At 53.6% G+C, this 20,654-nt stretch carries 15 protein-coding genes; 5 read left to right on the forward strand and 10 right to left on the reverse strand.

The window, feature by feature from the left end:
* Positions 1–114 precede the first annotated feature (114 nt).
* Both relA and rlmD read right to left on the reverse strand, forming a co-directional pair.
* A complete protein-coding gene (gene relA / locus JSN25_RS00795) occupies positions 115–2,346 on the reverse strand; it encodes a GTP diphosphokinase (RefSeq protein WP_204525380.1) in 2,232 nt (743 codons plus the stop codon).
* A gap of 100 nt (positions 2,347–2,446) precedes the next feature.
* On the reverse strand, positions 2,447–3,745 hold the full coding sequence (gene rlmD, locus JSN25_RS00800) for a 23S rRNA (uracil(1939)-C(5))-methyltransferase RlmD (RefSeq protein ID WP_038633202.1): 1,299 nt from the start codon (positions 3,743–3,745) through the stop codon (positions 2,447–2,449).
* A 57-nt stretch (positions 3,746–3,802) separates the two neighbouring features.
* On the opposite strand from rlmD, the gene barA reads away from it, so the two are divergent.
* Positions 3,803–6,559 (forward strand): two-component sensor histidine kinase BarA, encoded by a 2,757-nt coding sequence (gene barA, locus JSN25_RS00805; protein WP_038633206.1) that lies wholly within the window; start codon positions 3,803–3,805, stop codon positions 6,557–6,559.
* 41 nt (positions 6,560–6,600) lie between these two features.
* Here the strand turns inward: barA and JSN25_RS00810 are convergent, their stop codons facing one another.
* The 8 genes from JSN25_RS00810 to syd form a co-directional block, all read right to left on the reverse strand.
* A complete protein-coding gene (locus JSN25_RS00810) occupies positions 6,601–7,743 on the reverse strand; it encodes a glycerate kinase (RefSeq protein WP_160955744.1) in 1,143 nt (380 codons plus the stop codon).
* 82 nt (positions 7,744–7,825) lie between these two features.
* The gene (gene gudD / locus JSN25_RS00815; RefSeq protein ID WP_042310713.1) at positions 7,826–9,166 is read right to left on the reverse strand and encodes a glucarate dehydratase; all 1,341 of its coding nucleotides are present in this window, start codon (positions 9,164–9,166) and stop codon (positions 7,826–7,828) included.
* Between the two features lie 20 nt (positions 9,167–9,186).
* The gene (locus JSN25_RS00820; RefSeq protein ID WP_110496985.1) at positions 9,187–10,527 is read right to left on the reverse strand and encodes an enolase C-terminal domain-like protein; all 1,341 of its coding nucleotides are present in this window, start codon (positions 10,525–10,527) and stop codon (positions 9,187–9,189) included.
* Positions 10,528–10,529: 2 nt separating this feature from the next.
* Entirely contained in the window at positions 10,530–11,882 is a 1,353-nt protein-coding gene (gene gudP / locus JSN25_RS00825) for a galactarate/glucarate/glycerate transporter GudP (protein WP_038633216.1), read from the reverse strand.
* Between the two features lie 344 nt (positions 11,883–12,226).
* Entirely contained in the window at positions 12,227–12,676 is a 450-nt protein-coding gene (locus tag JSN25_RS00830; protein WP_137351633.1) for a flavodoxin, read from the reverse strand.
* Positions 12,677–12,695: 19 nt separating this feature from the next.
* Entirely contained in the window at positions 12,696–13,478 is a 783-nt protein-coding gene (truC, locus tag JSN25_RS00835) for a tRNA pseudouridine(65) synthase TruC (RefSeq protein ID WP_042310721.1), read from the reverse strand.
* On the reverse strand, positions 13,478–13,807 hold the full coding sequence (locus JSN25_RS00840) for a YqcC family protein (protein ID WP_038633225.1): 330 nt from the start codon (positions 13,805–13,807) through the stop codon (positions 13,478–13,480). The genes truC and JSN25_RS00840 overlap by 1 nt, the downstream gene beginning before the upstream one ends.
* 632 nt (positions 13,808–14,439) lie before the next feature.
* The gene (syd, locus tag JSN25_RS00845; protein ID WP_085048812.1) at positions 14,440–14,985 is read right to left on the reverse strand and encodes a SecY-interacting protein; all 546 of its coding nucleotides are present in this window, start codon (positions 14,983–14,985) and stop codon (positions 14,440–14,442) included.
* Between the two features lie 68 nt (positions 14,986–15,053).
* Here syd and queF point away from each other — a divergent pair, with 68 nt between their 5' ends.
* From queF to JSN25_RS00865, 4 genes are all read left to right on the forward strand, one after another.
* Complete coding sequence (gene queF, locus JSN25_RS00850; RefSeq protein WP_038633229.1) at positions 15,054–15,902, forward strand: NADPH-dependent 7-cyano-7-deazaguanine reductase QueF; 849 nt, start codon at positions 15,054–15,056, stop codon at positions 15,900–15,902.
* 113 nt (positions 15,903–16,015) lie between these two features.
* Positions 16,016–17,380 (forward strand): nucleotide 5'-monophosphate nucleosidase PpnN, encoded by a 1,365-nt coding sequence (gene ppnN, locus JSN25_RS00855; protein WP_038633231.1) that lies wholly within the window; start codon positions 16,016–16,018, stop codon positions 17,378–17,380.
* Between the two features lie 562 nt (positions 17,381–17,942).
* The gene (locus tag JSN25_RS00860) at positions 17,943–19,232 is read left to right on the forward strand and encodes an HAAAP family serine/threonine permease (protein ID WP_006687002.1); all 1,290 of its coding nucleotides are present in this window, start codon (positions 17,943–17,945) and stop codon (positions 19,230–19,232) included.
* 53 nt (positions 19,233–19,285) lie between these two features.
* The gene (locus JSN25_RS00865; RefSeq protein ID WP_085048811.1) at positions 19,286–20,653 is read left to right on the forward strand and encodes an L-serine ammonia-lyase; all 1,368 of its coding nucleotides are present in this window, start codon (positions 19,286–19,288) and stop codon (positions 20,651–20,653) included.
* The last annotated feature ends 1 nt before the right edge of the window (position 20,654 follow it).

Consider the following 20,654-nt stretch of genomic DNA (forward strand, 5'->3'; position numbering starts at 1 on the left):
TTCAATACGGTAGGCCGGATAAGGCGATAGCCGACATCCGGCAACATGGCAATGCCTGATGGCAACGCTAACGCGTTTTATCAGGCCTACAAGATTATCCGGCCTACAAAATAATTAATTACCGTGCAGACGACGCGCGTCGATCACATCCGGCACCTGGTTCAGCTTGCCAAGCACGCGTCCGAGCACCTGCAGGTTATAGATTTCGATGGTCATATCGATGGTGGCCAACTGTTGTTTGGTATCGCTCCGGCTGGCAACCCCCAGCACGTTCACTTTCTCGTTGGCAAGAATGGTGGTGATATCACGCAATAAACCGCTGCGATCGTTGGCCTGTACGCGAACCACCAGCGAGTATCCCGCCGAGTAGCTTTCGCCCCAAACCGCATCAACAATCCGCTCCGGCGCGTGTGAACGCAGCTCTGCCAACTGTTCGCAATCGGCGCGGTGCACGGAAATACCGCGCCCCTGGGTGATAAACCCAACGATTTCATCGCCAGGAATCGGCTGGCAGCAGCGCGCGATGTGGTGCATCAGGTTACCGACCCCTTCCACCACGACGCGACCATCGTCTTTACGGCGACTCTGCGGCGCCTGGGTTTTCTGCTGAAGCTGTTTCAGCGCGGCTGCATCCTGCTCGGCAGCGCTGGGCTTATTAAACTGCGCCTGCAGGAAGTTCACCATCTGGTTGAGACGGATGTCTCCTCCGCCAATCGCCGCCAGCAGTTCATCCAGTTCATTGAAGCTGTAGCGCGGCAGCAGATGTTTTTCCGCCTCTTTCAGGCTAATGCCCAGGTGCGCAAGCTCATCGTCGAGGATCTGGCGGCCCGCAAGGATGTTTTTGTCACGATCCTGTTTACGGAACCAGGCGTGGATCTTCGAGCGACCACGGCTGGTGGTCACATAGCCAAGGTTAGGGTTCAACCAGTCACGGCTTGGGTTTGGCTGTTTCTGGGTGATAATTTCAATTTGATCACCCATCTGTAACTGGTAGGTAAACGGTACGATACGCCCACCAATTTTCGCGCCAATGCAACGATGCCCTACATCACTGTGAATGTGGTAAGCAAAGTCCAGCGGCGTGGAGCCTGCAGGTAAGTCAACAACGTCACCTTTTGGCGTAAAGACGTAAACCCGGTCATCGAAGACCTGGCTGCGCACTTCATCCAGCATTTCGCCGGAATCCGCCATCTCTTCCTGCCAGGCGATCAGCTTACGCAGCCACGCAATGCGGTCTTCATGCCCAGAACGCATGCCCGTGACGGCACCTTCTTTGTACTTCCAGTGCGCCGCCACTCCCAGTTCGGCATCTTCATGCATCTGTTTAGTGCGGATCTGGATTTCAATGGTTTTTCCACCCGGCCCCAACACAACCGTATGGATCGACTGGTAGCCGTTGGGTTTCGGATTAGCGACGTAATCATCGAACTCATCCGGCAGATGGCGATAGTGAGTATGTACTATCCCGAGCGCGGCATAGCAGTCCTGTAGACGCTCCGCCACGATGCGCACCGCGCGCACATCGAACAGTTCATCGAAGGCTAACTGCTTTTTCTGCATTTTACGCCAGATGCTGTAGATATGCTTCGGACGCCCGTACACTTCGGCTTTGACGCCTTCCGTTTTCATTTCTGAGCGCAGATGACCAACGAACTCTTCAATATAGTGTTCGCGATCGATGCGACGCTCGTGCAGCAGCTTAGCAATGCGTTTGTATTCGGCCGGGTGCAGGTAGCGGAAGCAGTAATCTTCCAGCTCCCATTTTAATTGTCCGATGCCCAAACGGTTGGCCAGCGGCGCATAGATATTGGTGCACTCTTTTGCCGCCAGAACGCGTTCATCTTCCGGTGCGTCTTTCACTTCACGCAGATGCGCGATCCTCTCCGCCAGCTTGATGACCACGCAGCGGAAATCATCCACCATTGCCAGCAGCATACGGCGGACGTTATCGACCTGCTCGGAAGAGACTGAATCGGTATGCGTGGCTTTCAGCTGGCGTATCGCCGCCATATCGCGCACGCCATGGATAAGATGCACAATGGATTTACCCACGCTTTCACGCAGGATGTCCTCACTGACCACGTTGGCATCCGCCAGAGGAAACAGCATTGCCGCACGCAGCGTGTCGATATCCATGCTCAACATAGAGAGTATTTCTACCATCTCCACGCCACGCCATAGCAGCAAATCCGCATCAGGATGTCCCTGTGTTTGCTGCTGGCAGTACGCCCAGGTTTCGGCTAAGCGTTCACACGACTGCTGGCTGGAGATTCCCAGACTCGCGATCCATTTCTTGGGATCAAACTCACCAGCTTTATTTATATGTGCACTTCTTACCGCAACCATTGTCCTCTCCTTTAGGGGCCTGGCCTGTCGAAGTCGACAAGCCATACCCATTGTCTTTCATGCTGCATTACAACCCGAAATCCAATGGGTACAAATTTCATTACAAACGCTCAAACAGGACCATCGATTCCAGGTGTCCAGTGTGCGGGAACATATCGAGCATTGCCAGTCGCCGTATGGCATATCCCGCGTTGAGCAAAGCGTCGCTGTCACGAGCCAGCGTTGCGGGGTTACAGGATACATAAACAACGCGACCAGGGCTTAATTTTATAATATGTTGCATCACACCGGCAGCCCCCGCACGCGCAGGATCGAGCAATACTTTGTCGAATCCGTTTTTCGCCCACGGCTGCTGGGTAACATCCTCCTCAAGGTTTTCATGAAAGAATGTCACGTTGTGTAATCCGTTATTCAGCGCGTTTTCCCGGGCTTTTTCGACCAGCGCCGGTACTCCTTCAACCCCCACCACGCTTGCTGCCCGCACAGCCAGCGGCAGAGTAAAATTCCCCATACCGCAGAACAGATCGAGCACGCGATCTTCAGGTCGCACATCCAGCCATTCCAGAGCACAGGCGACCATTTTTTGGTTTACCCCTGCATTGACCTGAATAAAATCACGCGGGCTGAAGCTTAACCGTAGTCCATTTGAGTCATACCAGGGCGATTCTTCTGATACTGATTCCAGTATCTCGCTTTGCGGGGCCAGAAACAAAGACAGCCCCTGAGAATGCGAAAAGCATTCCAGTTTTTCTTTATCCGCAGCACTTAATGGCGCCGTGTGGCGCAAAATCATCAACGCGCCGCTCCCTGCCTGCACCAGCTCAACATGACCGAGATGACGTAACCCTTGCAAACTCTCCAGACACGCCCTGATGTGGGGCAACAGCGCTTCAAGTTGGGGCACCAGAATAGGGCATTGTTTGACATCAATAATGTCGCTGGAACCGGATTTGCGAAAACCCATCTGCAATTTTTGTTCTTTTGACCGATAGTTCAGGCTCAAACGTGCGCGACGACGATAGCCCCACGGGGTATCAGCGATAACATCCGACACTTCACATTTCATTAAACGCGCTAACGCCGCGCTTTTGCTACGCTGCTGCAACGGGATGCTGGCGTGCTGCTGCTGGCAACCGCCACAGACGCCAAAATGCGGGCAACGTGGCACTTCACGTTGTGGACTGTCGTTTAAACGTCGTTTTACTTGCGCGCGGGCAAACTGTTTTTTATCTTCGGTAATCACCACCTCTGCGCTTTCCTGGGGTAGCAATTCCGGTATAAACAACGCCTTTCCGTTATGGCGAGCGACACCCTGACCAAAAGGATCGAGGTCATTGACGGTAACGGTTATGATCTGACGCGTCGTCACGCGTCGTTTTGCAGAGTAGAATTGCGCCATCGACGAGATATTTCTCTATTTAACAGTGTGACCCTAATTGTCCCATAACGGAACTCCATGACCAACTACAGCCTGCGCGCACGCATGATGATTCTGATCCTGGCCCCGACCGTCCTGATTGGTTTGCTGCTCAGTATCTTTTTTGTTGTGCATCGCTATAACGACTTGCAGCGTCAACTGGAAGATGCCGGCGCCAGTATCATAGAACCACTGGCGGTCTCCAGCGAATATGGCATGAACCTGCAAAACAGGGAATCCATCGGCCAGCTCATCAGCGTGCTGCATCGCCGCCATTCCGATATCGTGCGGGCAATTTCTGTCTATGACGAGAACAACCGGCTGTTTGTCACCTCCAATTTTCATCTCGATCCGTCTGAAATGCAGCTGGCGACCGGTTCACCGTTTCCCCGTAAGCTGAGCGTCACCCGGCTCGGGGATATCATGATCCTGCGAACGCCAATTATATCGGAAAGCTATTCGCCGGATGAATCTGCCATAAGCGACGCCAAAAATACGCAAAATATGCTGGGGTATGTAGCGCTTGAACTGGACCTCAAGTCGGTTCGACTGCAGCAATATAAAGAGATCTTTATCTCCAGCGTAATGATGCTGTTTTGTATTGGTATTGCGTTAATTTTCGGCTGGCGTCTGATGCGCGACGTAACCGGCCCGATTCGCAACATGGTGAATACCGTTGACCGTATACGTAGAGGGCAGCTCGACAGCCGTGTGGAAGGTTTCATGCTGGGCGAGCTGGATATGCTCAAAAACGGTATCAACTCGATGGCGATGTCTCTTGCAGCCTACCATGAAGAGATGCAGCACAATATCGATCAGGCGACTTCCGACCTGCGTGAAACCCTGGAGCAGATGGAAATTCAGAACGTCGAACTGGATCTGGCGAAAAAACGCGCCCAGGAGGCGGCCCGAATTAAGTCTGAGTTTCTGGCTAACATGTCGCACGAGCTACGCACCCCGCTGAATGGCGTGATTGGCTTTACGCGCCTGACGCTGAAAACCGAGCTTAACACCACGCAACGCGATCACCTGAATACGATTGAGCGATCGGCCAACAATCTGCTGGCCATCATCAATGATGTGCTCGATTTCTCCAAACTGGAAGCGGGCAAGCTCATTCTGGAAAGCATTCCGTTCCCGCTACGCAGCACGCTGGATGACGTCGTCACACTGTTAGCGCATTCGTCCCATGATAAAGGGCTTGAGCTGACGCTGAATATTAAGAATGATGTGCCGGACAACGTCATCGGCGACCCGCTGCGCTTACAGCAGGTCATTACCAATCTGGTCGGCAATGCCATCAAATTTACCGAAGGCGGTAATATCGACATTCTGGTCGAGAAACGCGCCCTCAGTAACACGAAAGTGCAAATTGAAGTGCAAATCCGCGATACCGGCATCGGAATCCCTGAGCGCGATCAGTCACGCCTGTTCCAGGCCTTCCGTCAGGCGGACGCCAGTATTTCCCGCCGCCACGGCGGTACCGGACTGGGTCTGGTCATTACGCAAAAACTGGTCAACGAAATGGGCGGGGATATCTCCTTCCATAGCCAGCCGAACCGCGGATCCACCTTCTGGTTTCATATTAGTCTCGATCTCAACCCTAACGTTCTCATCGATCGCTCGACAACCCGGTGCCTTGCTGGTAAACGACTGGCTTATGTCGAACCTAACGCCACTGCCGCGCAATGCACGTTAGATATATTAAGTGAAACGCCGCTGGAGGTGATTTACAGCCCTTCATTCTCCGGGCTGCCGAAGGATCACTACGATATTCTGCTGATTGGCATTCCGGTCACGTTGCGCGAACCGCTCACCATGCAACATGAGCGGCTGGCAAGCGCAGCGGCGATGACCGATTTCCTGTTATTAGCCCTGCCCTGTCACGCACAGATTAACGCCGAGAAATTGAAACAAGGCGGCGCGGCGGCGTGTCTGCTGAAGCCTCTCACCTCAACCCGACTGCTGCCTGCGCTGACAGAGTATTGCCAGTTGAACTACAGCGCGGATCAGCCATTGCCAGATGAAAGCAAAATCGCCATGACCGTTATGGCGGTGGACGACAACCCGGCGAACCTCAAGCTGATCGGCGCACTGCTGGAAGATAAGGTACAGCACGTCGTACTCTGCGACAGCGGGCACCAGGCGGTGGATCGCGCCAAACAGATGCCGTTTGATCTGATCCTGATGGATATTCAGATGCCCGACATGGACGGTATTCGCGCCTGCGAACTGATCCACCAGTTGCCTCATCAACAACAGACGCCAGTTATTGCGGTCACCGCGCATGCGATGGCCGGGCAAAAAGAGAAGCTGCTCAGCGCCGGGATGAATGATTACCTGGCGAAGCCTATCGAAGAAGATAAGCTGCACAATCTCCTGTTACGCTACAAACCCGGCGCGGCCACATCGCTTAGGGCGCTCGCGGTTGAACCTCCGGAGCCGGTCGTCAATCCGAATACCACGCTCGACTGGCAACTGGCATTAAGACAAGCCGCAGGGAAAAACGATCTGGCGCGGGATATGCTGCAAATGCTGCTCGATTTTCTACCCGAGGTGCGCAACAAAATTGAAGAACAACTGGTAGGCGAAAACCCTGAAGGGCTGGTGGATATGATTCATAAGCTGCACGGTAGTTGCGGCTATAGCGGCGTCCCGCGCATGAAAAACCTGTGCCAGCTCATTGAGCAACAATTACGTAGCGGGACCAAAGAAGAAGAGCTGGAGCCTGAGTTTTTAGAGCTGCTGGATGAAATGGACAACGTTGCCCGCGAAGCGAAGAAGTTGTTGGGCTGATATTCGCCGGATGGCGGTGTGACCGCCATCCGGCCTGTAACTCAGCGTAACTGTTGCCCCGCTTTCAGCGTCGCAGCCACGTTGCGCGCGGTCATGCGTACGTTCTCATTCGCATTCTTCAGCGCCTCATCCAGCGAACAAATGGTATAGATGACGCTGAAAACCGCATCCAGCCCATGCTGGTGCACAACACCGACATCCGCCGTCAGGCTACCGGCAATGCCGATCACCGGTTTGTTGTAACGCTTTGCGATCTTCGCCACGCCAACCGGAACCTTACCGTGAATAGTCTGGCTGTCGATACGCCCTTCACCTGTCACCACTAAGTCTGCATCCGCAACGCAGGCATCCAGGCGTAACGCATCCGTCACGATCTCAATACCGCGGCGTAGCTGTGCGCCGCAAAACGCATACAGCGCCGCCCCCATACCGCCAGCAGCGCCACCGCCGGCCAGCTCCAGCACATTGACGTCCAGATCGCGCGCGATCAGTTGCGCATAGTGCGTAAGCGCCCGATCAAGACGCGGAATCATCTCCGCCGTCGCCCCCTTTTGTGGGCCAAAGACCACTGAGGCTCCTTCTTTACCGGTCAACGGGTTAGTGACGTCGCAGGCCACTTCGATACGACATCCGGCAAGACGCGGGTCTAACTGCGAGATATCAATCCGGGTGAGCGATTCCAGGCCCATCGCGCCATGAGCAATATCTTCATCTTGCGCATCCAGCAACCTTGCGCCCAGCGCCTGCACCATACCAGCACCGCCATCATTGGTGGCGCTACCGCCAATCCCAATGATGATATGCTCCACGCCCGCATCCAGCGCATGACGAATTAGCTCCCCGGTTCCCCAGGAGGTCGTTTTCAGCGGATCGCGTAAATTAGCAGGAACCTGCTCCAGCCCGCTGGCGGCTGCCATTTCAATAAACGCCGAGCGCTCATCGCCGGATAAACCATAAAAAGCCTGAATTGTATTGCCCAAAGGGCCGGTAACATCAACATGCACAAGGTGGCCTTGCGTAGCGGCAACCATCGCTTCGACCGTTCCCTCACCGCCATCTGCGACCGGGATTTTCACGTAATCCGCCTCAGGCCAGATCTCACGGAATCCCAGTTCAATCGCCGTTGCGACTTCAAGCGCACTCAAACTTTCCTTATAGGAATCCGGTGCGATCACTATTTTCATAAAGCATCCTTACGCATGTTGACTGTGTTAAGCATACACCAGGAGGAAAACCGCTCCATTTATGGGAGCGGTCCCAGTTCGCTTAGCGTACCATGCACGGGCGCTTATTATCAAATGTCCAGTTCGGGATCAGATACTGCATTCCCATCGCATCATCACGTGCACCCAGTCCATGTTGCTGATACAGCTCATGCGCTTTCATCACCTGATCCATATCCAGCTCCACGCCCAGGCCCGGTTTCGCCGGAACCTGCACCATACCACCCTTGATTGCAAAAGGTTCTTTGGTCAGTCGCTGGTTACCTTCCTGCCAGATCCAATGGGTATCGATAGCGGTAATTTTCCCAGGCGCCGCCGCCGCGACATGAGTAAACATCGCCAGCGAAATATCAAAGTGGTTGTTAGAGTGCGAGCCCCAGGTCAGCCCGAACTCATGGCACATCTGCGCCACGCGAACAGAACCCTGCATCGTCCAGAAGTGCGGATCCGCCAGCGGGATATCCACGGACTGCAACGACAGGGTATGCCCCATCTGACGCCAGTCGGTAGCGATCATATTGGTCGCCGTCGGCAGCCCGGTAGCTCGACGGAATTCCGCCATCACTTCACGACCGGAGAAGCCCTGCTCTGCGCCGCACGGATCTTCCGCATAAGCCAGCGATCCTTTCAGGTACTTACCAATTTTAATCGCTTCATTCAGCGACCATGCGCCGTTGGGATCGAGCGTGACGCGCGCCTGTGGAAAGCGTTTCGCCAGCGCCACAATAGATTCCGCTTCTTCTTCCCCGGCCAGTACGCCGCCTTTCAGTTTGAAGTCGTTGAAACCATATTTCTCATACGCTGCTTCCGCCAGACGCACTACCGCGTCCGGGGTCATCGCCTCTTCATGACGCAGGCGATACCAGTCGCATTTTTCATCCGGTTGGCTTTGATACGGCAGCGGCGTCGCTTTACGGTTACCAACGAAGAACAGATAGCCAAGCATTTCGACTTCGCTACGTTGCTGACCATCGCCCAGCAGAGATGCGACGTTGACGCCCAGATGCTGACCTAACAGATCCAACATCGCCGCTTCGATCCCGGTAACCACATGAATAGTGGTACGTAAATCGAAAGTCTGCAAACCACGGCCACCGGCATCACGATCGGCAAACGTATTACGTACCGCGTTCAGTACGTTTTTGTACTCACCCAGCGTTTTACCCACCACCAGCGGAATGGCATCTTCCAGGGTCTGACGAATTTTTTCGCCGCCAGGAATTTCCCCTACCCCGGTATGGCCAGAGTTATCTTTAATAATCACAATATTACGTGTAAAGAACGGGGCATGAGCACCGCTCAGGTTCATCAGCATGCTGTCATGGCCCGCAACCGGGATCACCTGCATAGAGGTCACGACGGGGGTAGTAAATTGTGCGCTCATATTTAAATCCTTATTCAAAATTAGTGGCGGCCGAAAACGGGACGTTTACGGTCAAAAGTCCATCCGGGAATCAGGTACTGCATCGGGCCTGCGTCATTACGCGCGCCGCCGGGCAGCGCCTTATAGGCCTCATGGGCTTTCTGTATCTGCTCCCAGTCCAGCTCCACGCCCAGACCGGGCGCATCGGGTACCGCAATTTTTCCGTTTTTAATCTCCAGCGGATTTTTGGTCAGACGGCAATCGCCCTCCTGCCAGATCCAGTGGGTGTCGATAGCCGTCGGGTTGCCCGGTGCCGCGGCGCCAACGTGGGTAAACATCGCCAACGAAATATCAAAATGGTTGTTGGAATGGCAGCCCCAGGTCAGGCCCCAGTCATCGCATAACTGTGCCACGCGCACCGCGCCGGAAAGGGTCCAGAAGTGCGGATCGGCCAGCGGAATATCTACTGAATTCAGCATCACCGCATGCCCCATTTCACGCCAGTTGGTGGCGATCATATTGGTCGCCACCGGCAGACCGGTCGCACGGCGGAACTCGGCCATCACTTCGCGGCCTGAAAAACCCTGTTCGGCACCGCACGGATCTTCAGCATAAGTCAGAACATCGTTCAGCCCTTTACACAGGGAAATGGCTTCATCCAGCAGCCAGGCCCCGTTGGGATCAACCGTAATACGCGCCTCCGGGAAGCGTTTTTTCAGCGCACGAGCGGTGTCGATTTCTTGCTCGCCGGGCAGTACGCCCCCCTTGAGTTTGAAATCTTTAAAGCCGTAGCGATCTTGCGAAGCCTCTGCCAGGCGCACCACCGCGTCACTGTTCATCGCTTGCTGGTGACGCAGGTGATACCACTCATGGTGGCCCGGCGTGCTCTCCAGATACGGCAGATCGGTTTTGCTGCGATCGCCGACATAGAACAGATAGCCGAGCACAGTGACCGCATCGCGCTGCTTGCCTGGCCCTAACAGTTCACAAACCGGAACGTTCAGCGCCTTGCCCAGCAGATCGAGCAATGCGGCTTCAAGCGCGGCCACCGCATTAACCCGCAGTTCAAAGGTCCAGGCGCCTTTGCCGAAAGTGTCAAAGTCAGCGGCCTGGTTGCCTTTATGCACCTGCTGAACCACTTTATTCAGACGCGCGACTTCCTGTCCCAACACCTGTGGGATTGCATCCACCAGCGTCTGATAAATCACTTCACCGCCCGGCGCTTCACCAACCCCGGTATTGCCGGCGTTATCGGTGAGCACCACGATATTGCGGGTAAAATATGCGTTATGCGCACCGCCAATATTGAGCAGCATGCTGTCATGCCCGGCCACCGGGATGACCTTCATATCGGTAATAACGGGACTCGATTGTGTTGTCATCGTCATTGTCCTGTGACAGGTTTCAATTCGATACGTTTAATATCCCCCACCAGCACCAGATAACTGACGACAGCAATCAGCGCATGTACCCCTACGTAAATCAACGCGCCGTTAAACGAGCCGGTAGTGCCCACAATGTAGCCAATGGCAATTGGCGTGACGATGCCGGAAATGTTGCCAAACATATTGAACAGGCCGCCGCTCAGACCGCTGATCTCTTTTGGCGCGGTATCGGCCATCACCGCCCATCCCAACGCGCCGATGCCTTTGCCGAAGAAGGCCAGCGCCATAAAGCCGATGATCATCCACTCGACGTTGACGTAGTTACAGAACACCATCACCATCGATAACAGCATCCCCATGACGATTGGCGTTTTACGCGCGATATTCAGCGAACCGGTACGGCGCATCAGCCAGTCGGAAATAATGCCGCCGAGCACGCCGCCCGCAAATCCGCAAATGGCCGGGACCGAGGCAACAAAGCCGGCTTTCAGAATGGACATACCGCGCGCCTGCACCAGATAAACCGGGAACCAGGTGATAAAGAAGTAGGTCAGCGCATTAATGCAGTATTGGCCAATATAAATACCAATCATCATCCGCGAACCCAGCAGTTGTTTGATCTGCCCCCACTTCACGCTGAACGGTACTTTAGCTTTGGCTGCCGCCTGATCCATATTGATCAGCGCCCCGCCTTCGGCAATGTATTCCAGCTCTTTTTGGTTTACGCCCGGATGCTGGTTCGGTTCATGAATCACCTTCAACCAGATAAAGCTGATAACAATTCCGAGACCGCCCATAAAGAAGAACACGTGTGACCAACCCACTTCATGAGTCAGCCAACCCATGATTGGCGCGAAGATAACGGTGGCAAAGTATTGCGCCGAATTAAAGATAGCGACCGCCGTGCCCCTTTCCTGCGCCGGGAACCACGCCGCCACAATACGACTGTTGCCGGGGAAAGAGGGGGCTTCGGCTAACCCTACGAGGAAGCGCAGGGTAAACAGCGCGACGATAATACCGAAGCCGCTAAAGATATCGACGAAGCCCTGCAGCAGGGTAAACATGGACCAGATAAAAATGGACCAGAAATAAACACGTTTGGAGCCGAAGCGATCGAGCAACCAGCCGCCGGGGATCTGGCCGATGACATACGCCCATGAGAAAGCGGAGAATACATACCCCATGCCTACCGCATCCAGGCCAATGTCTTTGGCCATCTCCGAACCGGCAATGGATAAGGTGGCGCGATCGCCGTAGTTGAAGGATGTGACGATAAACAGCATCACCACTATCCAGTAGCGAGCGTTAGTGCGTTTTTCCGCGCTGCTCGCCGCCTGACTTAATGAACTCATTGTTGCACTCCTGAATCCTGGCTTGCGCCAGTTCATTCTGTACAGCACCTGTAGGGTGATCAGAATGAGAGGTTAGTGTGTGGCAGTTTTGGTACAGCTCAGGGCCGTTTTATTCTGACTCGCTGCCATTCCGGGAACTGACGGGAAAAGTATATGAAGGAGTGCCACTTTCCCTCACCGTGCATGAACACAACATTAGGGAGGCAGTGAGAAGTTGTTTGGGGCATAAGCCCAAAGCAATGGAAGTTAGTTCACGTAATTGGGGTTTTATTGCCGGGTGTCGGCTTCGCCTGACCCGGCCTACGGTTTTCTAATGGGGGTTGTATGCCCGTGCGGGCGAGGGATTATTTAAGCAAGGTGCCCCAGTTTTCTACCCAGGGATTAGATTCGCTTTCCGGTTCAGGATGCTCGCTGGCATCAATCAGCAGCATTTCACCTACGCGCTGCGCGCTTTGTTCCTGTAACAGCGCATCGAACTGCTTGCCGCCATTGCAAAAATTAACGTAGCTGCTGTCGCCAAGCGCAATGACGCCATAACGCAGATTCGGCTGGAAACCAAGACTCTCTTTGATTCCCTGAAACAGCGGTACGATACTATCCGGCAGATCGCCCTGCCCGGTCGTTGAGGTTACCACCAATGCATATTTATCCTGATATGCCTGCCAGTCGGTAAGCTCCGGGTCTTCAAATACCGTGGCTTTATGGCCCTGCGCAGTTAAAATCGCCTCGGCCTCTTCGGCAACCAGCAGCGCGTTTCCATACATCGTGCCGACAAAAATTCCAATTTCCGCCATAACCTTTATCTCCAGGGACTTAAGAATCTATCTGTTCATCCTGACCTGACAGCCCGCTGAACTCAACCCTTTCATTCTCAGGGAGAAGTCCGCGCCAGCCAAACTGTGACAGCGCCTGCATCCAGACCTCATCCAGCCCGGCGCGAATAACCAACGGCTCGCCAGTGAAAGGATGAGTCAGCTCAAGCTGGCTGGCATGCAGCATCAAGCGCTGACAGCCGAAATGCTCTGCGGCGCTGCGGTTTTGCCGTAAATCACCATGCTTGCTGTCGCCAATAATCGGATGGCGCAAGTGAGCCAAATGGCGTCTGAGCTGGTGCTTACGACCGGTCTGAGGCTCCAGTTCCACCAGCCCGTAACGGGTGGTGGGATAGCGCCCGGTCGCCACCGGCATTTCAACCGTCGCCAGACCGCGATAATGGGTGACCGCAGGCTGCGGCTCTTTATCCTCGCGGGCAAATTTATCGGCTATCTTATCCAGCTCTTCCACCAGCGGGTAATCCAGCACGGCGTCGTCCATCAGCCAGCCACGCACAATCGCATGATAGCGTTTCTGCATTTGATGATGTTCAAACTGCTGAGACAGCAACCGCCCGGCTTCGCTGGACAGCCCCATCAGCAGCACGCCGGAGGTCGGTCTGTCGAGCCGGTGGGCGGTAAACACGTGCTGACCAATCTGGTCGCGCACCGTTTGCATCACCACCACTTTCTCATCGCGGTCGAGCCAACTGCGGTGAACCAGCCAACCAGAAGGTTTATTGACCGCAACCAGCCATTCGTCCTGATAGAGGATCTCCAGCATCAGGCGTTATCACTTGTAAATAGCGCATCCAGTTCCTGCAATGCCGTCAGGAGAATGTCGCGTTGCGGGTGATCGGCCGTCAGCGCCATTTCGTAATACGGTGCGATGGCAAAAGCCTGCGGTAGCGGCTGCGCATTATCAAGCAGCGTATGCATACGGGGAATCAACACCCACTGCAGCCATTCGACCGGCTCCATGGTATCCATACAAAAAGGCTGCGTGCTGGCAAACAGATGCTCTGCTGGCTCGTCCATCCGCCAGTGATGATGTTCACGCAGTAGCGCTTCAAGCGCGTGTAACTGCTGGCGCACACGGTCATGAGTCGTCATGAAATTAACCTCAATGATGAAAAATCTGGCGCGAAGAATAGCATTAGTGAAAAGGAAATAAAAAAAGGGAGCACTGTAAAAACAGTGCTCCCGGTTCGTTTCGCAGCATTCCAGCTACTTTTGGTGCTCCCTGCTCATCCGTGACAACTTTTCCTGTGGTCTTGCGACCTTGTTCATCCTGAACTTTTGCATCCTGCTCACACCACCCCGATGTGAAAACTTCATCCTGAAGCGTCCTGGCCATCCTGACCCGCCGAACATCCTGACCGGCTCTCATTCTCCATCCTGGAGGTGTCCTTTAACGCATCCCGCGCTTTCCTCTTTGCTTCATCCTGAAGCCTGTCCTTGCAACACCATCCTGGTGTGTCCTGCCGAAGAGCCATCATCCTGATGTTCACTTCGTTGTGCGACTCCTTGTCGACATATATAGAATCGCCTGTTTCGCTTTGTCTTACAAGATACCTACAGACATACCCTTAAGATAATTTTCATATGAAAGTTGACAATAAAATATTAACAAATTGAATTATAAGTAATTATTAGTTTTTCAATTCATTAAGTCTTCACTTATTACCTGGCAATGTCCTACAGGGTTTGTAAGAGATATCTCACACGATTGAGGGCAAACTGGATTACAGAACTGGCTTAAGTTGAGTGAGGAATTCCGCAAGCGAGGCCGCCAGCACCGTTCGTTGACGGGTTCCCAGCGTTTCTTTGCACACTTCACCGGACAGATTGCACACCGAGATGACATCAAGTTCGTTGTCCTGCGTGGCAATAAAAAGCGTAGGCGAGAGCTTGAGTCGCTTTTGCGTAACCAGGTGACCAATCAGGTTTTCCTGGACGCGCCTGAAGTCATCCTCACTCCAGGTTTGCAGCAACGTCAGCTTTTCATTCGCAAACTGCGCGTGCATATCCCCGGCAAACTGGGCGGTGTAAAAAGCATGAACGGCAGGTTGTATCACAATGTCAAAGGCACGTTCAACCGCATTGACGTTTTTTTCACCGACAAAAGGCTGAGGTTGCCAGTAAACCGCATCGTTAGTGGAAGAAATGATGCATGGTGAAGGTACGCCATACAGCTCTTCGCTGAGCGGCCAGCTGTTGTTTTTGTCATGCCACGCGTCGCAATAACGCGTCGTAAAGGCTGTCAACGCCTGCGCTGTCAATTCGTCCACTGATTTCTCTCTTCACAAAAGCCAGGATACACTTGTCGCATAGTGTATCTGGTTTATGACGGTGAAACATGTCTTCTTATGAAAATCATCGGGCGCTTGACGGCCTGACTCTCGGTAAATCAACGGATTACCGGGACAATTACGATGCCAGTTTGTTGCAGGGCGTTCCGCGCAGCCTCAACCGCGACCCGCTGGATTTAAAGGCCGATAATTTGCCTTTCCACGGTGCCGACATCTGGACGCTGTATGAACTGTCATGGCTGAATGCTAACGGCTTACCGCAGGTTGCGGTCGGTCATGTGGAGCTGGATTACACCAGCGTAAATCTGATTGAATCGAAAAGCTTTAAGCTGTACCTGAACAGTTTTAACCAGACGCGTTTTGACTCCTGGGAGGCGGTACGCCAGACGCTGGAAAACGATCTGCGCGCCTGCGCTCAGGGCGATGTCAGCGTGGCGCTATACCGCCTTGACGAACTGGAAGGACAACCGATCGCCCACTTTAACGGCACCTGTATCGATAATCAGGATATCGTCATTGATAACTACCAGTTCAGCACTGAATATCTGGAAAATGCCGTGAGCGGCGAAAAAGCGGTGGAAGAGACGCTGGTCAGCCATCTGCTGAAATCCAACTGTCTGATCACCCACCAGCCCGACTGGGGCTCCATACAAATTCAGTATCGCGGACGCAAAATCGACCGGGAGAAGCTGCTGCGTTATCTGGTCTCCTTCCGCCACCATAATGAATTTCACGAGCAGTGCGTGGAGCGTATTTTCAATGACATTCTGCGCTTCTGCCAGCCGGAGAAACTGAGCGTCTATGCGCGCTACACGCGGCGTGGCGGTCTGGACATTAACCCATGGCGCACCAATACCGATTTCACGCCAGCTACGGGCCGACTGGTACGTCAGTAATCTTTTTTCTCAATTTTGCGTGTCGGATTCCGCGCGCAAGGTTGTGAAAGGCCATCAGCCAGGGCTATTGTAACTACCAGGGAATGACGTTTTGCGTCCCATAAGGAGTCTACTTGATTACACATATTAGCCCACTTGGCTCAATGGACATGTTGTCGCAGTTGGAAGTCGAATTACTTAAACGCACGGCCAGCAGCGACCTGTATCAACTGTTTCGTAACTGTTCACTTGCCGTTCTGAACTCCGGTAGTCTAACCGACAACAGCAAAGAACTGCTGTCCCGCTTTGAAAATTTCGATATTAACGTGCTGCGCCGCGAACGGGGCGTGAAGCTGGAGCTGATTAACCCGCCTGAAGATGCGTTTGTTGATGGGCGCATCATTCGTGCGCTGCAGGCCAACCTGTTTGCCGTGCTGCGCGACATTCTGTTCGTCAATGCTCAGATCCATAACGCGGGTCGTTTTCAGCATCTGGATCTCGAAAGTTCAGTGCATATTACCAACCTGGTGTTCTCGATCCTGCGTAACGCCCGAGCGCTACATGTCGGTGAAGCGCCGAACATGGTCGTCTGCTGGGGCGGTCACTCAATCAACGAAAATGAATACCTGTATGCGCGTCGCGTCGGCACCCAGTTGGGCCTGCGTGAGTTGAACATCTGTACCGGCTGCGGTCCGGGAGCGATGGAAGCGCCAATGAAAGGCGCAGCGGTCGGTCACGCCCAGCAGCGTTACAAAGACAGCCGCTTTATTGGTATGACTGAACCGTCAATCATCGCCGCTGAGCCGCCTAACCCGCTGGTTAACGAACTGATCATCATGCCGGACATTGAAAAACGTCTGGAAGCGTTCGTGCGCATCGCCCACGGTATTATCATCTTCCCGGGTGGCGTCGGGACTGCGGAAGAGCTGTTGTATCTGCTGGGGATCCTGATGAACCCGGCTAATAAAGATCAGGTGCTACCGCTGATTTTGACCGGACCAAAAGAGAGCGCCGATTACTTCCGCGTGCTGGACGAGTTTATCGTACACACGCTGGGGGAAGATGCCCGCCGACACTATCGCATTATCATTGACGATGCGGCGGAAGTTGCGCGCTTGATGAAAAAAGCGATGCCGTTGGTAAAAGAGAACCGTCGCGACACCGGAGACGCCTACAGCTTTAACTGGTCGATTCGTATCGCACCTGATTTACAGATGCCGTTCGAGCCGTCCCATGAAAACATGGCTAACCTGAAACTGTATCCGGATCAACCCGTTGAAGTTCTGGCGGCCGACCTGCGTCGTGCATTCTCGGGTATTGTGGCCGGTAACGTGAAGGAAGTCGGCATTCGCGCCATCGAAGAGTTTGGCCCGTACAAAATCCACGGTGACCGCGAAATGATGCGCCGCATGGACGATCTCCTGCAGGGATTCGTTGCGCAGCATCGTATGAAGTTGCCAGGCTCCGCGTACATCCCTTGCTACGAGATCTGCGCCTGACCTTCAACACCCGATAGCAGACGCTATCGGGGTGACAGTTTTGTCCATATCAAAGCCGGGTTTGGCGCAGTCGCCTCCCGGCTTTTTTTAGTGATACCAGTCACATAGCTCAGACGATTATATAAATACCAATGATATGTCGTTAAAAATCACGCGCCACGCAAACGATTACTTCCAAAAACCAACCGTTATTTATCTTAGGAAATTATTATTAGTCGCCAAAATCCTCTAAAAACAACAGTTTTTACAGCGCAACGCTCGTATCTTCGCGCCTTCGCTTTCATGAGATATGTCGTTAATGTTAGCCTCTGCGCCCGTAAATTCGCTTTGACTATTTTTTAACAGATTAATGGTCCAAATTTATCCACATAAAAGGTGGATTATTGCATTTGGGATCGCGATCACTGATACATTCATTACTAAAATGTATCTTTCCGCCCGCAAATTATTACGGCGAAAAATTATATAAAAAATCGCTCAACGAATTTCGATTTACAGTCGGGTTCTTTCTCATTGGATTGACCCCAAACCCGACTTTTTAAGCTTCCTCCAGGAGAAATAGATGGAAAACACTCAAACCAGCACTATCGTTACGGGCCAGACCCGCAGCGCATGGCGCAAGACGGATACCATGTGGATGCTGGGCCTTTACGGCACGGCGATTGGCGCGGGTGTATTGTTCCTGCCGATTAACGCAGGTGTAGGCGGTATGATCCCGCTGATCATCATGGCAATCCTTGCCTTCCCAATGACCTTCTTTGCACACCGTGGCCTGACCCGCTTCGTGTTGTCCGGTAAAAACCCGGGTGAAGACATTACTGAAGTTGTAGAAGAACACTTTGGCGTTGGCGCAGGTAAACTGATTACCCTGCTCTACTTCTTCGCAATCTACCCGATTCTGTTGGTTTACAGCGTAGCAATCACCAATACCGTTGAAAGCTTCCTGACCCACCAGCTGGCGATTACTCCGCCGCCGCGTGCCATCCTGTCTCTGATCCTGATTGTCGGCATGATGACCATCGTGCGCTTCGGTGAGCAGATGATCGTGAAGGCGATGAGCATCCTGGTATTCCCGTTTGTTGCTGCCCTGATGCTGCTGGCTCTGTACCTGATCCCTCAGTGGAGCGGCGCGGCGCTGGAAACACTCTCTTTTGACTCTGCGGCTTCTACCGGCAACGGTCTGTGGATGACTCTGTGGCTGGCGATTCCGGTAATGGTGTTCTCCTTCAACCACTCTCCGATCATCTCCTCCTTCGCCGTGGCGAAGCGTGAAGAGTACGGTGATGACGCTGAGAAGAAATGCTCCAAAATCCTGGCATTCGCTCACATCATGATGGTACTGACCGTTATGTTCTTCGTTTTCAGCTGCGTACTGAGCCTGACCCCGGCGGATCTGGCTGCAGCGAAAGAGCAGAACATCTCTATCCTGTCTTACCTGGCGAACCACTTCAACGCGCCGATTATCGCCTGGATGGCGCCAATCATCGCGATGATCGCTATCACCAAATCCTTCCTCGGCCACTACCTGGGCGCACGTGAAGGTTTCAACGGTATGGTGATTAAGTCTCTGCGCGGCAAAGGCAAAACCATCGAAATCAACAAACTGAACAAAATCACTGCGCTGTTCATGCTGGTAACCACCTGGATTGTGGCGACGCTGAACCCAAGCATCCTCGGTATGATTGAGACCCTGGGCGGCCCAATCATCGCGATGATTCTGTTCCTGATGCCGATGTATGCCATTCAGAAAGTACCGGCAATGCGTAAATACAGCGGCCATATCAGCAACGTCTTCGTTGTAATTATGGGCCTGATCGCTATCTCCGCAATTTCCTACTCTCTGTTCAGTTAATTCCCCTGCGCCGCTCCCCGGGGCGGCGCACCTCGATACACAATGGACGCCTCATGATTAGCGTATTCGATATTTTCAAAATCGGCATTGGCCCTTCCAGCTCCCATACTGTTGGCCCGATGAAAGCAGGCAAACAATTCACGGATGACCTGATTGCACGCGGAATTCTCACTGATGTAACCCGCGTAGTGGTTGATGTTTATGGTTCTTTGTCCCTGACGGGGAAAGGTCACCATACCGATATCGCAATTATTATGGGTCTGGCGGGTAATCTGCCGGATACCGTAGACATTGATGCCATCCCGGCCTTTATCCAGGATGTGAACACTCATGGGCGTTTGCTGTTGGCGGACGGTCAACATGAGGTCGAATTCCCGGTCGACAAGTGCATGAATTTCCATACGGACAATCTGTCTTTGCACGAAAACGGGATGCGTATTACTGCACTGGCGGGCGAAAAAGCCGTTTACAGCCAGACTTACTATTCCATTGGCGGTGGGTTCATCGTTGATGAAGAACACTTTGGTTTACCGAACAGCGCTCCGGTAAACGTACCGTATCCGTATAAATCTGCGGCGGATTTGCAACGTCATTGCCAGGAAACCGGCCTGTCGCTTTCCGGCCTGATGATGCAAAACGAACTGGCGCTGCACAGCAAAGAAGAGCTGGAACAGCACTTTGCCAACGTCTGGGAAGTGATGCGTAGCGGGATTGAGCGCGGTATCACCACCGAAGGCGTATTGCCGGGTAAACTGCGCGTTCCACGTCGTGCGGCGGCGCTACGGCGTATGCTGGTAAGCCAGGACAAAACCACCACTGACCCGATGGCGGTTGTTGACTGGATCAACATGTTCGCGCTGGCCGTGAATGAAGAAAACGCTGCCGGTGGACGTGTGGTTACCGCGCCAACCAACGGCGCATGCGGGATTGTTCCTGCCGTGCTGGCTTACTACGACAAGTTTATCCGCGAAGTGAACGCTAACTCGCTGGCACGCTACATGCTGGTCGCGAGCGCCATCGGTTCACTGTACAAGATGAACGCCTCTATCTCCGGCGCCGAAGTCGGCTGTCAGGGAGAGGTTGGCGTAGCCTGCTCCATGGCAGCGGCCGGTCTGGCTGAACTGCTGGGCGGTAGCCCAACGCAGGTATGCATCGCGGCGGAAATCGGTATGGAACACAACCTGGGTCTGACCTGCGATCCGGTTGCCGGCCAGGTTCAGGTACCGTGCATTGAGCGTAATGCCATTGCTTCGGTCAAAGCGGTTAACGCCGCGCGTATGGCGCTGCGCCGTACCAGCGAACCGCGCGTGTGCCTCGATAAAGTCATCGAGACCATGTACGAAACCGGGAAAGACATGAATGCCAAATACCGCGAAACCTCTCGCGGCGGTCTGGCGATGAAGATTGTCTCCTGCGATTAAA

Source organism: Citrobacter cronae, from assembly GCF_016893685.1.
Taxonomy (GTDB): Bacteria; Pseudomonadota; Gammaproteobacteria; order Enterobacterales; family Enterobacteriaceae; genus Citrobacter; species Citrobacter werkmanii.

Excerpts from the sequence above, each read along its gene's own strand:
- barA (WP_038633206.1), top strand. The coding sequence starts at position 3,803 with ATGACCAACTACAGCCTGCGCGCACGCATGATGATTCTGATCCTGGCC.
- rlmD (WP_038633202.1), bottom strand. The coding sequence starts at position 3,745 with ATGGCGCAATTCTACTCTGCAAAACGACGCGTGACGACGCGTCAGATC.
- gudP (WP_038633216.1), bottom strand. The coding sequence starts at position 11,882 with ATGAGTTCATTAAGTCAGGCGGCGAGCAGCGCGGAAAAACGCACTAAC.
- truC (WP_042310721.1), bottom strand. The coding sequence starts at position 13,478 with ATGCTGGAGATCCTCTATCAGGACGAATGGCTGGTTGCGGTCAATAAA.
- queF (WP_038633229.1), top strand. The coding sequence starts at position 15,054 with ATGTCTTCTTATGAAAATCATCGGGCGCTTGACGGCCTGACTCTCGGT.
- JSN25_RS00830 (WP_137351633.1), bottom strand. The coding sequence starts at position 12,676 with ATGGCGGAAATTGGAATTTTTGTCGGCACGATGTATGGAAACGCGCTG.
- gudD (WP_042310713.1), bottom strand. The coding sequence starts at position 9,166 with ATGAGCGCACAATTTACTACCCCCGTCGTGACCTCTATGCAGGTGATC.
- relA (WP_204525380.1), bottom strand. The coding sequence starts at position 2,346 with ATGGTTGCGGTAAGAAGTGCACATATAAATAAAGCTGGTGAGTTTGAT.
- JSN25_RS00840 (WP_038633225.1), bottom strand. The coding sequence starts at position 13,807 with ATGACGACTCATGACCGTGTGCGCCAGCAGTTACACGCGCTTGAAGCG.
- JSN25_RS00820 (WP_110496985.1), bottom strand. The coding sequence starts at position 10,527 with ATGACAACACAATCGAGTCCCGTTATTACCGATATGAAGGTCATCCCG.
- JSN25_RS00860 (WP_006687002.1), top strand. The coding sequence starts at position 17,943 with ATGGAAAACACTCAAACCAGCACTATCGTTACGGGCCAGACCCGCAGC.
- JSN25_RS00865 (WP_085048811.1), top strand. The coding sequence starts at position 19,286 with ATGATTAGCGTATTCGATATTTTCAAAATCGGCATTGGCCCTTCCAGC.
- JSN25_RS00810 (WP_160955744.1), bottom strand. The coding sequence starts at position 7,743 with ATGAAAATAGTGATCGCACCGGATTCCTATAAGGAAAGTTTGAGTGCG.